Genomic DNA, 15738 nt, shown 5'->3' with positions numbered 1-15738 from the left:
CCGTTCGCTCGATATGGGAAATTCGGATCTTCGCTCGCTGGCGGCCCTCTCGGAGTGTCCGTTCGCGGATATCGAGGGTAGCACCGTCGCTGTCGACGCCCACAACTGGCTGTATCGGTATCTGACGACGACGGTCAAATGGACTGACGACGCGATCTATACCACCGACGACGGCACCGAAGTCGCCAACCTGATCGGCGTCGTCCAGGGCCTCCCGAAGTTCTTCGAACACGATCTGACGCCGATCTTCGTCTTCGATGGCGGCGTCACCGAACTGAAGGACGACGAGGTCGAGAAACGCCGCGAGCAACGCGAGCAAGCCGAGGAACGATTGGCGGAAGCCGAAGCCGCTGGCGACAGTATCGAAGCCGCTCGCCTGTCGGCACGCACCGTCCAACTCACCGAGACGATTCAGGAGACGACCCGCGATCTGCTCGCCTTGCTCGATGTCCCTTACATCGACGCACCCGCCGAGGGCGAAGCCCAAGCGGCCTACATGAACAAGATCGGCGACGCCGACTACGTCGGCAGCGAGGATTACGACACGCTGCTGTTCGGCGCGCCCAGCACGCTCCGGGAGTTGACGAGCAAGGGCCATCCCGAACTGATGGAACTCCAGCCGACGCTTGACGAGCACGATATCACCTACGAGCAGTTGGTCGATGTGGCGATGCTCTGTGGCACCGATTTCAACGACGGGATCAGCGGGATCGGGCCGAAAACCGGCGTGAAGCTGATCACGGAACACGGCGACCTCTTCGGCGTCTTGGAGGCCCGCGGCGAGCACATCGAGTTCGCCGACCGAATCCGGGAGCTGTTTTTCGATCCGCCGGTCACCGATGACTACGAGATAGAGAGCGACATCGACCCAGATCTCGACGCCGCTCGCGCCTATGTCACCGAACAGTGGGAAGTCGACGCCGACGAAGTCGAACGCGGCTTTGAGCGGATCGAGTCAGCTGTCGTCCAGACTGGCCTCGACCGCTGGAGTTGAGTCTCGAAGTCCGCGCGTTTTTGTGGGTTGCCACCGGGTATCCGGTATGGACGCCGCCGACATCGAGGCCGCTATCGAAGCTGGGATCGAGGACTGTGAAGCAACCGTTAGCCGTCCCCGTAGCGTCGATGAGGAGTTCGAGGACGCCCATTTCGCCGCTACTGTCATCTCGCCGGCTTTCGAGGGTGAAACGCTGGTCGATCAACACCAGCAGGTCTACGACGCGTTGGGCGAGCACATGACGACCGACATCCACGCCATCGAGCTCACAACCTACACGCCCGAGGAATACGAGGAACACGGCGAGTAGCGGAGCGAAACGCAACACCTGCGCGGCAATCAGTAGCTTTTACCCCGGATTCGATCGTTGGTTTTGGTATGTCAGACGACTACCGTACGGAATCCGATAGTCTCGGTGAGATGGATGTCCCGGCCGACGCCTACTGGGGAGCCCAAACCCAACGCGCCGTCGAGAACTTCCCCATCTCAGGGATCAGCTTCGGCCGCCGGTTCGTCCGCGCGCTCGGTATCGTGAAGAAAGCCTCGGCGCAGGCAAACCGCGATCTCGGCCTCGTCGACGACGAGATCGCTGCGGCGATCATCGATGCGGCCGACGAGGTCATCGCCGGCGAGCACGACGATCAGTTCCCGGTCGACGTGTTCCAGACCGGTTCCGGCACCTCCTCGAATATGAACGCCAACGAGGTCATCGCCAACCGCGCCGCCGAGCTCATGGGTCACGAGATCGGCGACCGCGCAGTCCACCCGAACGATCACGTCAACTACGGCCAGTCGAGCAACGACGTGATCCCGACGGGGATGCACGTTGCCAGCCTCGAAGCCCTCGCTAACGACGTTGTGCCCGCACTCGAAACGCTGGCCAACGAACTCGCCAAGAAGGAAGACGAGTTCGACGGCGTCGTCAAAACCGGCCGCACCCACCTGCAGGACGCAACGCCGGTTCGACTCGGCCAGGAGTTCGGCGGCTACCGCACCCAGATCGAAAAAGGGGTCGACCGCGTCGAAAACGCACAGGCCCATCTCGCCGAACTCGCCCTCGGCGGGACGGCGACCGGCACCGGGCTCAACACCCACCCTGAGTTCCCCGAGCGCGCGGCCGAGTATATCGCTGAGGAAACCGGGCTGCCGTTCCGCGAGGCCGACAACCACTTCGAAGCCCAGGCCGCCCACGACGCGATGAGCGAGGCTCACGGTGCGCTCCGGACGGTCGCCGGCTCGCTGAATAAGATCGCCAACGACCTTCGACTCTTAGCATCGGACCGCGCAACGGCCTCGGCGAGATCGAACAGCCGGAGAACCAACCGGGATCGTCGATCATGCCCGGCAAGATCAATCCCGTCGTCGCCGAAGCAGTCAACCAACTCCACACACAGGTCGTCGGCAACGACGCCGCGGTCTCGGCTGGCGCGGCCGACGGCCAGATTGATCTCAACCTCTACAAGCCAGTCTTGGCGCACAACCTCCTGCAGTCAGCCGAACTCATTGCCAACGGCTCAGAAGTGTTCGCCGAGCGGTTCGTTGCCAAACTGGAAGCCAACGAGGAACACTGTGCCGAGCAGGTCGAACAGAGCATGGCCCTGGCGACCGCGCTCAACCCGGCCATCGGCTACGACAAGGCCAGCAAAGTGGCAAAACAGGCACTCGCCGAGGGCAAGACGGTGAAGGAAGTCGCTGTCGACGAGGGATACCTCACCGAAGCAGAAGCCGATGAGGTGCTTGACCCCGAATCGATGACCCACCGCGTCATTCTTGGCACCGACGACTAAGCGACCCCCTTCGGTAGTTTTCTATCCGTGTGGCGGTACCCACGCCATATGTTCGGAACCAGCGGGATTCGCGGGCCGGTCGGCGATGCTGTCACAGCCGACCTTGCGCTGTCAATCGGTCGGGCAGTTGCCACGGATGGAGCCGAAACGGTTGTCCTCGGCCGCGATGCCAGAGAGAGTGGTGGCTTTCTGCGTGACGCCGTTGCCGCCGGCTGTCGGGAATGTGGTGCGGACGTGATCGACCTCGGGATAGCAGCAACGCCGACAGTCGCCCGGAGTATCGCACGACTCGATGCTGCCGCCGGGATCGTCGTGACAGCCTCCCATAATCCACCGGAAGACAACGGTCTCAAACTCTGGACGCCATCAGGGCAAGCCTTCGACACCGACCGCCGCAACCGGATCGCCGGGATCGTCGAGGACGACGCCTACACCTTCGCCGCGTGGGACGAGTCCGGAACGCACCGCAGCGACGATCGAGCAATTGTGGCCCACACCAATGCCGTCGTCGAGGCGATCGAGACCGATGCACCGATCGACGAGCTCTCTGCAGTTATCGACGTCGGGAATGGTGTTGGCAGTGTGACCGCCGCCGCACTCGGCGAACTCGGCGTTGACGTAACGACACTCAACGCTCAACCTGACGGCTCTTTCCCCGGCCGGCCCAGCGAACCAACCGCCGAGACGCTGACCACCCTCTGTCGGCAGGTCGAACACAGCGATGCCGATCTCGGGATCGCCCACGATGGCGACGCCGATCGGATGGTCGCCGTCGACGAAACCGGCACGTTCGTGCCGAAAGACGTGTTGCTCGCGCTGTTTGCCCGCCGCGCTGTCACCCGTGCCGGTGGCGGTGTCGTCGCCGCACCGGTTGACACCAGTCGCTGTGTTGACGATGCCATCGACTCGCTTGGGGGCCGCGTCACGCGAACGAAGGTCGGCGATGTGTTTGTCGCCGAGGCCGCGACACGCGAGGAGGTTGTTTTCGGCGGTGAACCCTCCGGGGCGTGGATTTGGCCCGATGAAACCCTCTGTCCAGACGGTTCGCTGGCAGCCGCGAAGTTGACCGCGCTTGTCGCCGCTGAGGGGTCACTCGCCGAGCAAGTTGCTTCGGTGACGACCTATCCGATCCAACGCCGAAGCATCGAAGTCGACGACAAGACAGCCGTCATGGAACGGGTCGCCGAGAAGCTCAGAGACGCCTACGACGATGTCACAACGATTGATGGGGTGCGTGTCTCGACAGCCGATGGGTGGGTGTTGGTGCGCCCCAGCGGCACCCAACCGTTGATCCGGATTACGGCCGAAGCTGAGACCGAAGACGTGGCCGATGATCTGCTTGCTGCAACCGTCGACCGCGTTGAGGCCGCTCGTGAGTAACGGCAGAGTGCGATCAACAGCGTTCGGCTGCTTTCACTCCCGTCGATCGCGCGTCAGTACTTCACCCGGTGTTGTTGTCATTTCTGTGCCCAACACGACGCCTGCGTTGAGGCTCGTGTTGATCCCAGTTTTCGCGTTGTCGCCGACGACAACACCGAATTTTCGGCGGCCTGTTGAGACGCGGTCACCCTTGACGGCCAGTTCGACTGGTTCGTCGTCATGGCGGAGATTGGCGACTTTCGTCCCCGCACCGAAGTTGACGCCGCGGCCAAGGATGCTGTCGCCGACATACGAGAGGTGGCCGACCGTGGCATCGCGCAGCAGGACGCTGTTTTTGATCTCGACGGCGTGGCCAACTTTCGCGCCCGCGCCGACGGCGGTCGCCCCGCGGATGTAGGCGTTCGGGCCGACAGTCGCGTCGCGGCCGATGTAGGCTGGGCCCTCGATAGTGACGCCGGGTTTGATGGTTGCCCCGGGTTCGACGACGACCGCTCCCTCGATGGTTGCGTCGTCGCTGACGGTGCCGTCAAGCCGGGTCTCAAGCGATTCCGAGAGCCATTCGGTGGCGGCCAGCAGTTCCCACGGTCGGCCGACATCCAGCCAGCGGTCGAAGGGGACGGCCGTCACCGTGGTCTCCCCACAGACAGTTTCGAGGACGTCTGTCAGTTCCAACTCGCCGCGTTCGGAGGTTGATACGTCGAGGCGATCCTTGGCTGCCGCCGGAAATACGTACGAGCCGGTGTTGATCAGGTTCGAATCGGGCTCGGCTGGCTTCTCGACGACGCCGGTGACGCGCGTGTCGTCATCCGAATCAAGTTGGAGGACGCCGTAGTTCGAAGGGTTCTCGACGCGGTAGGAGCCGACCGCAGGGCCGGACTCATACAGCGCCGCCAGCGACTCGGGGTCGTAGAGTGCGTCGCCGTTGAGGACGACGAACGGGGCGTCGTCAAGTTCGGGTGCGGCCGCCCGGACGGCGTCGGCGGTGCCACGCTGGGCGGTCTGTTCGGCATATTCGATGTCGAGCCCGCGGTGGCTGTCGCCGAAGTGATCGCGGACTTGGCGGGCCTCGTAGCCGACGACGACGACGAACCGACTGGCCCCGGCGTCGGCCGCGCGGTCGAGGGTGTGTTCGAGCAGGGGTCTGCCGGCGGCCCGCAGCATCGGTTTCGGTGTCGCGTCGGTTAGGGGTCGCATCCGTGTTCCTTGACCGGCTGCGAGGACGACTGTCTGCATGGCTGATCGTTCGGTGCAGCCGGCAAAACTATTCTGCTCTCATAGAGATAATTGTAGCTCATGAGTATTCTCGTATCAAGTTGTAGTCTGCTGAGGCTGTGGAGATGGGATAAGTTATTTGAGCATATAAATCAAATATATACTATGAGCGAGTTTGACCCGGAGCCATCGGCGGCCACACTCTCCGAGGAACAAGCGGTGTGGACGGAGACGGAGGACACACGAAGACGGATTCAGTCGGTGATTACTGGTCTCCAAGAGCCAGCACCCGTCACGGCGATCGCTGATCGGGCAGCCTGTTCGGAAAATGCGGCTCGAAAACATCTGAAAGACTTTGCTGCGCTTGGAGTTGTCCACCAAGTTGACGACCCCTCGGGAACGCGCTATGTCCGTAATGAGGCGTATATTCGATGGCAACGAGCCAACAGACTGGCGACAACCAACACAGCTGAAGAGCTGCTGACCACACTTGCCGAGCTCGAAGATCGAGACGAACAATTCCAAGCCCGATTCGATGAACCAACCCCTGAAACGGTTGAGTTATCTACGGAGCTAAGCCATACTGATCTCGAAGAGCGGCTTGAAGAGCTCTCAGAATGGGCAACAGTCCAAACTTCTATCGACCGGCATAAGGAAGCTGTTCGGATTGCTCGCCGGACAGACGACCGACTCACCGCGTAGATATGGATGGGTCGGCAGCACCGATTGATGATTCGATCCTCGAACTACTCGCTGAGAGAGCACGAACACACCCACTGGCCGAAACCGTCCGTACAGAATACACCAGCGGAATACTCTCGCTTGTTGTCGTCGAACTTGATCGTGACCAGTATCCCGATCGGATTCAGGGTGCTCGGATCGAAATACAGTGGTATACGAACGGAGACTATAATTTCCACTACATTGAAACGCACACCTCCGATGAAGTCTGGCAATGTCGGTGGGACAAACACGTGAACCCACACACAACGAGAACTCATTTCCATCCACCACCAAAAGCCAGTTCTGCCGACGCGATTGCTGACCAGCCGTCTGACTGTCACCCAAATGATATTTTCACAAGAACTATCGCAAATATCCCTCAACGGATTGCCGATGTCTGGGACTCACACGACCAGAATTCGTGATGATTTATATGACACCTAGCTCGTATTTGCCTTAGTCGTAATACGGCTCACAGACGCGTTCGACGCCCTCTTCGAAGCTGATCTGTGGCTCCCAGCCGGTTGCTTCGTGGAACTTCGAGATATCGGCCATTGTATCGTGAACATAGCCGTCGAAGGGACACTCGATGTACTCGGGATATCGGTGTCGATCGCGTCATTGATCATCTCGACCATCTCGTTGAAGGCGTAGGCTTCCTCGGTACCGACGTTATAGACGCCCGTCAGTTCGTGGTCGGCGGCGAGTTCACAGGCGCGGGCGATATCCTCAACGTGGGTGAAATCCCGTGTTTGGCTGCCGTCGCCGAACAGTTTCGGGGCCTCTCCATCGGCGATAGCGTCGGCGAACTGCGCGACCGTGTTGGCGTACTCGCCTTTGTGTTCCTCGTTGCCGCCGAAGCCCTGATACACCGAAAAGAAACGCAGGCCAGCCATGTTCATATCGTGGTGGTTAGCGTAATATTCTGCGTAGCGTTCGCGGGCGAGTTTCGAGGCCTCGTAGGCGGTTTGAGATTCGACCGACATACTCTCCGGCGACGGCTCGGTTCTACTCCCGTAGATCGAGGAGGTCGAGGCGTAGACGACTGTCTCACAGCCCTGCTTGCGAACCTGTTCGACGGTGTTAACGAACCCCTCGACGTTGACCCGACAGCCGCGCTGAGGATTCTCTTCGTGCATATCCCTCGACGAGTAGCCCGCCAAATGAAACAGCACGTCGACAGCGGCGGGAAAGTCGGCATTGAGGATCGAGCTCTCGACGAACTCAACGTCCTCGGAGAGGTTTGCTGGCGTCCCGAGATAGGTGTCGTCAACGACGATCACGTCGTTGTCCACGGCGAGCCGGTTGGCGAGGTTCGAACCAATAAACCCCGCCCCGCCGGTGACGAGGACGCGCTGGTCGTCCATACTCACTTCTCGGGTTTGTCTTTCATCACTACTTTGGTTTGATTGCCGACCGTGATCACGCGCTCGACTGCATCTCGTGCAGTTCGGCATAGGCCCCTGCTTCCGCCAACAACTCGTTGTGGGTGCCTGCCTCGACGATACGCCCGTCGTCGAGTGTGTATATCCGGTCGGCGTTCCGCACCGTCGATAGACGATGAGCGATGGCGATGATCCCGACTTCCCGATCCATCGACTCGATCGACGCTTGCAGGTCGGCTTCGATGCCCGAATCGAGATCACTGGTCGCCTCATCGAGGATGAGAAAATCAGCGTCGGTCAGCAGGGCACGGGCGACCGCGATCCGCTGGCGTTGGTCACCAGAGAGCCGGACGCCATCGTCGCCGAGCTGTGAGTCATAGCCATTCGGGAGTTCATCGAGAAATTCATCGACCATGGCTATCTCACAGACTCGTTCGACCTCTTTTCGGGTCGCTTCACGGTTTCCCACCGTCAGGTTTCCTTCGAGTGTGTCGTCGAAGATGAACGGTCGTTGGCGGACGACGGCGATCCGCTCCCGCCATTGCTGGAGATCGAACGTCTCGATCGGTGTGCCGTCGGCGCGGATCTCTCCACTGTCGGGATCGTACAGCCGGGCGAGCAGCGAGACGATGGTGGACTTGCCCGCACCAGATTGGCCGACGAAGGCGACAAACTCGCCGCGAGCAACATCGAAAGAGATGCCATTGAGTACCTGCTCGTCGTCGGTGTAGCTGAAGGCGACATCGTCGAACGTCACCTCTTCGACCGACGAGACCGGTCTGTCGCCGCCGCTCTCTTGGCGGTCGTCAAGTCGGTCGAGGAACTCGTGGGTGCGGACGAGATGCGAGAGCGCGCCTTCGAGGCTGTACAGCTGACTGTTAAGCGTGCTCACCCACGGCGCGAGCTGAAACATGGCGATGAGGAAGATCCCGAGTTCGCCGAGTTCGAGCCCCGAGAAGACGAAGCCGACGTAGATCAACACGAAGATGGTGACCGCCGCGGCAAGCTGATAGAAGTTTGTGATCGCCGCCTCGTTGCGGGAGATGGCGACCTCGGCGTCGGCGTACTGGTCGATCGCGCCACGGAAGCTCTCGAACAGCTCCCCGGACATCCTGAAGAGCTTCACGTCGCGAATCCCCTGTGTGCCGGCTTGCACGGCAGTTTGAACGCGCTCGTTAGCCTCGGCGACGCGCGTCCCGACGGTGACGGCGGGCTCGATGCCAACCCGGAGGACGACCGTGATTGTCCCGAGGATGCCAACCGCGAGAGCGGTCATCAACGGTGTGATATACAGCATGATAGCAAGATACATCCCGACCAGAAACAGCCGCTCCATGGTCATCACGCCTTTTTCGATCACTTGGCCGAAAAAATCGCGTTTCGGTGATGATCGCGTTGAGGATATCGTCGGAGCCTTCGGCGTCGAAGTAGCCGACGTTCGCCGCAAGCGCGCCGTCGAATGCCCGGGTTCGAAGGGCTGTTTCGTACTGGGTTGCGAGCCACGCCTTCAGCCACGCGACGAGAAACGAGAGCGTATACCGGATGGTCATCACCGCGGTGACGCCGATGAGGAGGTAGCCGAGCTCGAAGGGAACACCGAGGAACTCGTAGATCGCAAGGAAGGTTTCCAACACTGGCCCGCCGCTATCAACGGGGCCCTCGGCCTGTGCGACCTCAATAATTGGGTGGATGAAGCCGAGCCGACGCCTTCGAGAGCGGCGACGAACCCACCAAGGAGGATGAGCCCGGCGGTGAACGTCGGGCGGTAGCGAGCGACCCGTGCGAGAGCGGATAGCTTCTCACCCCACGTGAGGTCACCGGGCGCAGTGTTCTCAGTCATTGCTCCGGCTTATCTTAGCACGGGTGAAAGGGCTGTGGAAGGCTATCACGCATATAGCGGGAACGACGTTTCCTTCTCACCATGTCAATCCTTCATACACGATCCCGTCGCGCCGATCGATAGCATGACGACCATCGATGACGACTGGTGTCGACATCGTATCGAACTCGTCGTCGAGGTCGGCAATCTCCGGCCAGTCGGTGATGACGAGTGCGGCCGACGCGTCATCGAGTGCAGCCTTCGGTGAGTCGGCGTACTTGATATCCGGGAACCGCTCGCGCATGTTCTCAGTTGCGACCGGATCGTAGGCGACGACGGTCGCGCCACGCTTGTTCAGTCCTTCGATTACCGGAATCGCTCGCGAGTTCCGGATGTCGTCGGTGCCGGGCTTGAACGAGAGGCCGAGGACAGCGACGCGTTCGCCGGCGACATCGACGTGGTTGTCGAGCAGCGAGAGCAAACGGACTGGCTGTCGGTCGTTGATCTCGGTTGCGGCGTCGAGCATGCGTGGTTCGTATCCTTGCTCGCGGGCTGCAGACTTAATTGCAGCAGTATCTTTCGGAAAACAACTACCTCCCCATCCAAGCCCACTCCGGAGGAACCGCGCGCTGATCCGGTTGTCGAGGCCGATTGCGTCGGCGACCTCGTAGGCGTCGACGCCGTACTCCTTACAGATGTTTCCGATGTCGTTGATCAGGCTGACTTTCGCTGCGAGAAAACCGTTGTTGGCGTATTTGATCATCTCGGCTTCCTCGATGCCGGTGTCAACAATAGCTGGATCGGTCTGCTCGATCAGCGGCTCGAAAACACCATGGAGCGTGTCGAGTGCAGTGTCGCTTTCGGCCCCGAAGACGACTTTGTCGGGATCGAGAAAGTCCTCGACAGCGGTTCCCTCGCGGAGGAACTCCGGGTTCATTGCGACGTGGAGATTGTCGCCGAGCGTTTTCCCCGAGGCGGCTTCGATGATCGGTGCCAGGGTTTCCGTGGTCGTCGTCGGAATGACCGTGCTCTTCGTGACGACGACGTGGTCGCCGTCCTTGTCCTGTAGTGTTCCCCCGAGGCTCTCGGCGGCGGCTTCGATGATCGAGGTGTCGATACTGCCGTCCTCGCGGGAGGGCGTCGGCAGCGCGAGGAACGTGATTTCGGTGTCGAGTACGTCGTCGTAATCGGTCGTTGCGGTGAGCATGTCGCCGCCGTGGGTGGCGATCAGGTCGTCGAGTCCCGGTTCGTGGATCGGAGACTTGCCGCTGTTGATCGCGGCGACGATTTCTTCGTCGATATCGACGTTGACGACTTCGTGGCCCATATCGGCAAAACACGCGGCAATTGTTGTGCCGACGTAGCCGCTACCGATAATACTGATTCGCATTGGGGGAGACCTGTACGCCGGTCGTAGTCAACCTTTGGTTCTTACAGCTCTGCTTCCGAACCGCGTGCTGTGGTGGGGATCGTGTATTCTACGTGATAAAAAGGGATATACAGATGCACAGTTTCTGATGGGACACAATGAAAGCAGTCGTGCTGGCAGCCGGCGAAGGAACACGGCTTCGCCCGCTTACTGAAGACAAACCGAAGGGGATGGTCGAGGTCAACGGCCAGCCCATCCTGACGCACTGTTTCGACCAACTCGTCGAGCTGGGTGCCGACGAACTCGTTGTCGTTGTCGGCTATCTCAAAGAGCGGATCATCGATCACTACGGCGACGAGTACGAGGGCGTGCCGATCACCTACACCCACCAGCGCGAACAGAACGGGTTGGCCCACGCGCTGCTCTCCGTCGAAGAGCACATCGACGACGACTTCATGCTCATGCTCGGGGACAACATCTTCCATGCAAACCTCGAGGACGTTGTTCGTCGCCAGCGCGAGGACCGGGCCGATGCGGCGTTCCTCGTCGAGGAAGTACCGTGGGAGGAGGCAAGCCGATACGGCGTCTGTGACACCAACAAGTACGGTGAGATCACTGATGTTATCGAGAAACCCGACGACCCGCCATCGAACCTGGTGATGACTGGCTTCTACACGTTCACGCCCGAAATATTTCACGCCTGCCATCTTGTCCAGCCCTCGAACCGCGGCGAGTACGAGATCAGCGAGGCTATCGATCTGCTCATTCGGAGCGGCCGTACCATCGACGCTATCGAACTTGAAGGCTGGCGGATCGACATTGGGTATCCGGAAGACCGAGACGAAGCAGAGCACCGCCTGAGGAAAAGCAGGAGACGACGGCGTAACCGCGTCTCAGAACGTCAGCCGTCACCCGGTAGCTTGAATCACCGCGAAATGAGCGGGAGCGCGACGGGAACATTCCGGTCTACTATTTCTCGAAATTCGGTCGAGATGCTGAGCAATGTGAGGGAATACACGCCTGCGCCGACGGTGATGAGAACGAACAGGACGGCAATGTTGTGGCCGAGGAAGCGGTAGGTGTTCTCGATGTACAGGCCACCATACACGAGGAGAGCCATCAGAGCCGCAGCGAACCACTGCTTCCCTATTTCACCTGTCGGCACGTCGAAGTCGATGATAGCGTCGACGTAGCGGTACGCGAACACGAGGCTGATAGCGACTGAGGTGGTGGTCGCGACCGCGGCGCCAACCCAGCCGTACAAATATATGAGTCCAACGTTGAGTGCGATGTTGGTGCCGACGAACACGATGTTGACCCGGAAGGCGAGGTCGGGTCTGTCGATGGCGTTGAGCGTGTTGAGAAACTGCGTCTGGTAGCCCATGATGAGGTTCGCGACTATCAGGAGCGTCAGTATCGTGGCCCCCTTCGGGAACTCGGGGCCATAGAGTCGGAGAATGCGCTCGCCCAGTAGGGTGCCGCCGAACAGACCGGGGATGAGGAATAGACCGCCGAAGGAGAGCGACTGCTCAACGATTCGCGCGACTGCCTGTGGGTTCCCCTCCGCCGACATGGAGCTCATCTCGGGGAACAGCGTCGACTGGAGCGTGCCGCTGAACAGAATGAGGAACTGTGCGATGTTCCACGCAACGGCGTAGACGCCGATGAGTCCCGAGGAGACGAAGACACCCAGAACGAGTACATCCGTGTAGCTGAACATACTCGACTGGAGGCTTCCGAGCCAGGAGAACTTCGCGAAGTTCGCGAGGCTCTCGAAGTGGCGCCGCTCCGGGCGGGACAGTTCGGGCACGTTCCGGAGGACGTAGTACGCGCCGATGGCGATAGCGACGACGAATCCCACGATGTACCCGAGAAAGAGCCCAATCGTACTGGCACCCGCGGCGACGAGCGCTATCTGGGCTATCGCTCGGCCGCCGGTCCGAATCGGTGAGAGCACCCCGCTCACGTGGACGAGATGGAGTCCCATGAGGAGCGCGTTAACGAGTCCGTTTAGCAATACGGCGAGCAAAATTAGGACGATGAACCCCGTGGCCGGGTATCCGACGTAGTCGACAACTTGCGACCGGAACAGGATGATGCCGGCGGCGAGGACGAGGAACATCGCGCCGATGATGATTACTCCAGCCGACGTGTACGCGCCCTGCTCAACCCCTTCCGAGACGCGTTTGGATATCGCCTTGGAGAGACCGACCTTCCCGGCGATGGCGAGCCACGAGACAAGACCTATCACGACGTTGTAGACGCCGAGCGGTTCGGCGCCCAACTGCCGCGCGATGTAGATGGTAGCGACGAATCCAGTACGGAAGCTAGCAGACTGGAGAGAAAGTGGATAACGGAGGTTTGTCCGAGTCGCATCTGTGAGTCACGCGGGGAAGCGTCGCTTAATCCACACCGAGTTGTGAACTTTACTCCGTCGGTTCGTTCCCCGAATACCGGACGTTCTTATTCCAGGATCGATTCGGTCGTTCCATGAGACACCACTTTGAGCGGGCCAAACACGTCTACGAGAACCGGGGGTCGTAGACCTCGCGCGTACGGCCCTCTCGTACGTCCCGATAGAGCTCAACAACCTGATTTTTCGTCTGCGTCACGGTGAGGGAACCAACGTGATGGACGAGGACTGGGACACCCTCGTTTTGCTTGACGCCTGTCGCTACGACATGTTTGCAGAACGGGTCCCCTTCTACGGCGAACTGGAGTCCCGCATCTCGCAGGGGTCGACGAGCGAGGAATTTCTGCGGCAGAACTTCGAGGACGGCGAGTTCCACGACACTGTCTACGTCAACGCGAACGTCTATTTCCCAAAGGTCGGCTTGGACCAGGACGAGACGTTTCACGCGGTCATCGACCTCCTCGACGAGTGGGACGAGGAGTTAGAAATCGCACACCCGGAGACGGTGACAGAGGCCGCAAAGGAAGCCCACGAGCGGTACCCGAACAAGCGAGTCATCGTCCACTACATGCAACCGCACCTTCCGTTCATCGGGAACCGGGGCTTAGAAACCCGGGAGCGTATCGGGCAGCGAAACGCGTGGATACCGTTCCGGAACGACGCCACGTCGGTTTCCGTTCAGGAACTCTGGGAGGGATACAACGAAAACCTCGACATCGTGTTCAACTACGTATCCGAACTACTGGATGAGATCGACGGAAAAGTTGTTCTCTCTGCTGACCACGGGAATATGGTCAACGAACGTCAGGGGCCCATCCCGACGAGGAAGATGTTCGGCCACCCCTGGGGCGTGTACTCCCCGGAACTGGTTCGGGTTCCGTGGTTCGTTATCGAGGGTGGGGAGCGTCGAACTATCACCTCAGACCCACCAGTGACGAAGCAGGGGCACTCCGAGGAACTCGTCACGGAGCGACTACAGTCTCTCGGCTATCGCGAATAAGCGGTTCTCTCCAGGTAACCGCGTTTTACCCCCACTCGACGTCTTCCCGGACTACCTTAGCGGGCGTCCCCGCTACCAGTGTGTTCGGTGGAACGTCCGAGGTTACGACGCTGTCACTCGCGACGATACTACCCTCGTGTATCGTGACTCCCTTGTGAACCGAGACGTCGTGCCCGACCCACACGTCGTCCTCGATTTTGATAGGGGTGCTTTGGTCTGTTCTTTCCCCATCGACTGAGATGGCGTGACGGTCATCGTCCAGGAGTTCGATGTTCCATGCCATCGCCACACCGTCACCGATACTGATTTCGTCGCCACACAGTATCCGCGAGTGGCCGTTGATATACGAGTCGCCCATCGAGAAGTCGCCCTCGACATGGAGTACGCTCGCAGGGCCGATGGAGGCCATCACCTCGCCGGTGTGGGATACAGATGCGCTCCCGACCGTCGACACTTTCGAGCGGCCGATACGGGGGTGCGTCGCTCCTCGCCTTCCGGTTCCAACCGTGAACCGGTTGTTCACGTCGAAGGTCGTATTCGCGGATATGTCTGTGATGACCTGTGAGGTGAACACCAGCGCGGACGCACTCGACGTGTGCCGAAGCGAGTAGTAGACGGACTTGGCACCGCCTCGAACTCCCACGTCTCTGAGTTGTCTGAGACGCGTCGTTATGCTGCTCATCAACTACTCCACGTACCCTAGTGCCCCTAGACGTTCCTCGACCTCGTCTTCGTCAGCGTCTCCTCCGATTCGACTGGCTCGGACTCTGTAATCTCCCGTCTGATCTCCGCCTCTATTGCCAACCACGGCACCTCCCGAAGCGTCGGCGTACTGAATCCCTCCGAGTGCCCCCAGACGCGCGACGTGAACGGGAACACCCGCTCACCGAGCATCTCGCCGTGGTCGCGGTGATGACTGACTTGCCGCCGATATCTTCCAAGAAACCCTCTACTACGTCAAGAACGATATCCAGCGACTCGGCGTAGGCGGTTCGGACTTCTTCGGGAGTCACCTCGCCTTCCTTTGCGGCGCCCCATATCTGGACGCCGTCGCCCTCATTTCGGTACCCGATGAGGTCAACGCGTTCGCGCAACCGCTCGGCCATCGCTCCGAGATACGGACGATGGGGCTGCATGAAGTGGACGATGAGTCGTTTGTCCGGATGCTTTTTGTTCGCTTCCTTCGCGGCGGCGATGACCTCCTCGGGGTGTATCGTGCCGATTTTGTCGTCCCACTCGTCGATGAGATACTGGGTCTTGAAGAACGTGTCCTCTGGGAGGCGCGTCGCGAACGGGTTACTGGTGATGTATATCGTGTCGTGGAATTGCTCGTCGAGGAAGGTATTCTGCATGAACTCCCAACTCATCTTCCCCGGCGAGACGACTCGGTTGAGCGGCGCGTCGAAGTCGTGTTGGGCCTCGAAGTAGTCGTATCGGCAGGCGTCCAGAATCAGTAGATTGTCCCAGTCCGCCTCCATCACGTCGATACTCTCGGCGAGCGTGGAGTCTACATATCGGCCGTAGCCGTGGTTGAACGGCAGGCTGGCGAGTCGGAGTAGCTCACGACGAATTAGACGCGGGTTCCGAAGCGCGCGCCGCAGATTCTCGATAGTGAAATGATTTCTCATGGTTCGCTATATTCCGGGGTCGTTGAAG

At 60.2% G+C, this 15738-nt stretch carries 10 protein-coding genes and 4 pseudogenes; 7 read left to right on the top strand and 7 right to left on the bottom strand.

Going from position 1 to position 15738, the window contains the following annotated elements; translation table 11 throughout:
• Window positions 1-13 precede the first annotated feature (13 nt).
• From fen to glmM, 4 genes and pseudogenes are all read left to right on the top strand, one after another.
• Window positions 14-994 carry a flap endonuclease-1 gene (fen, locus tag ACFQJB_RS09415; protein ID WP_379726564.1) on the top strand — a complete coding sequence of 327 codons (981 nt, stop codon included), beginning with the start codon at window positions 14-16 and terminating at the stop codon, window positions 992-994.
• A 46-nt stretch (window positions 995-1040) separates the two neighbouring features.
• Window positions 1041-1304 carry a BolA/IbaG family iron-sulfur metabolism protein gene (locus tag ACFQJB_RS09410; RefSeq protein ID WP_379726561.1) on the top strand — a complete coding sequence of 88 codons (264 nt, stop codon included), beginning with the start codon at window positions 1041-1043 and terminating at the stop codon, window positions 1302-1304.
• A gap of 68 nt (window positions 1305-1372) precedes the next feature.
• Window positions 1373-2781, top strand: a pseudogene (locus tag ACFQJB_RS09405) (class II fumarate hydratase).
• Between the two features lie 48 nt (window positions 2782-2829).
• The gene (gene glmM, locus ACFQJB_RS09400; RefSeq protein ID WP_379726558.1) at window positions 2830-4161 is read left to right on the top strand and encodes a phosphoglucosamine mutase; all 1332 of its coding nucleotides are present in this window, start codon (window positions 2830-2832) and stop codon (window positions 4159-4161) included.
• Window positions 4162-4194: 33 nt separating this feature from the next.
• Here glmM and glmU read toward each other — a convergent pair whose 3' ends face one another.
• The gene (gene glmU / locus ACFQJB_RS09395) at window positions 4195-5394 is read right to left on the bottom strand and encodes a bifunctional sugar-1-phosphate nucleotidylyltransferase/acetyltransferase (protein WP_379726555.1); all 1200 of its coding nucleotides are present in this window, start codon (window positions 5392-5394) and stop codon (window positions 4195-4197) included.
• Window positions 5395-5538: 144 nt separating this feature from the next.
• Between glmU and ACFQJB_RS09390 the strand changes: the two genes are divergently transcribed.
• Window positions 5539-6075 carry a DUF7342 family protein gene (locus ACFQJB_RS09390; protein ID WP_379726553.1) on the top strand — a complete coding sequence of 179 codons (537 nt, stop codon included), beginning with the start codon at window positions 5539-5541 and terminating at the stop codon, window positions 6073-6075.
• Between the two features lie 477 nt (window positions 6076-6552).
• Here ACFQJB_RS09390 and ACFQJB_RS09385 read toward each other — a convergent pair.
• From ACFQJB_RS09385 to aglM, 3 genes and pseudogenes are all read right to left on the bottom strand, one after another.
• Window positions 6553-7463 (bottom strand): annotated as a pseudogene (locus ACFQJB_RS09385) (NAD-dependent epimerase/dehydratase family protein).
• Window positions 7464-7518: 55 nt separating this feature from the next.
• Window positions 7519-9321, bottom strand: a pseudogene (locus tag ACFQJB_RS09380) (ABC transporter ATP-binding protein).
• A 76-nt stretch (window positions 9322-9397) separates the two neighbouring features.
• Window positions 9398-10690, bottom strand: a complete 1293-nt coding sequence (gene aglM / locus ACFQJB_RS09375) for a UDP-glucose 6-dehydrogenase AglM (RefSeq protein ID WP_379726551.1) — start codon at window positions 10688-10690, stop codon at window positions 9398-9400.
• A gap of 137 nt (window positions 10691-10827) precedes the next feature.
• Between aglM and aglF the strand changes: the two are divergent.
• A pseudogene (gene aglF, locus ACFQJB_RS09370) lies at window positions 10828-11535 on the top strand (UTP--glucose-1-phosphate uridylyltransferase AglF); the annotation flags it as partial.
• 59 nt (window positions 11536-11594) lie between these two features.
• Here aglF and ACFQJB_RS09365 read toward each other — a convergent pair.
• Entirely contained in the window at window positions 11595-12953 is a 1359-nt protein-coding gene (locus tag ACFQJB_RS09365; RefSeq protein ID WP_379726548.1) for a polysaccharide biosynthesis C-terminal domain-containing protein, read from the bottom strand.
• Window positions 12954-13299: 346 nt separating this feature from the next.
• Between ACFQJB_RS09365 and ACFQJB_RS09360 the strand changes: the two genes are divergently transcribed.
• Window positions 13300-14082 carry a hypothetical protein gene (locus ACFQJB_RS09360; protein WP_379726545.1) on the top strand — a complete coding sequence of 261 codons (783 nt, stop codon included), beginning with the start codon at window positions 13300-13302 and terminating at the stop codon, window positions 14080-14082.
• A 25-nt stretch (window positions 14083-14107) separates the two neighbouring features.
• On the opposite strand, the gene ACFQJB_RS09355 is transcribed toward ACFQJB_RS09360, so the two are convergent.
• Entirely contained in the window at window positions 14108-14764 is a 657-nt protein-coding gene (locus ACFQJB_RS09355) for an acyltransferase (RefSeq protein ID WP_379726542.1), read from the bottom strand.
• Between the two features lie 112 nt (window positions 14765-14876).
• Window positions 14877-15710: a hypothetical protein gene (locus tag ACFQJB_RS09350; RefSeq protein ID WP_379726539.1), complete on the bottom strand. Its 834-nt coding sequence runs from the start codon at window positions 15708-15710 to the stop codon at window positions 14877-14879.
• Window positions 15711-15738: the final 28 nt, after the last annotated feature.

The organism is Halonotius sp. GCM10025705 (assembly GCF_042662885.1).
Classification (GTDB): Archaea; Halobacteriota; Halobacteria; order Halobacteriales; family Haloferacaceae; genus Halonotius; species Halonotius aquaticus.
This window is presented reverse-complemented; position numbering and strand designations above follow the sequence as displayed.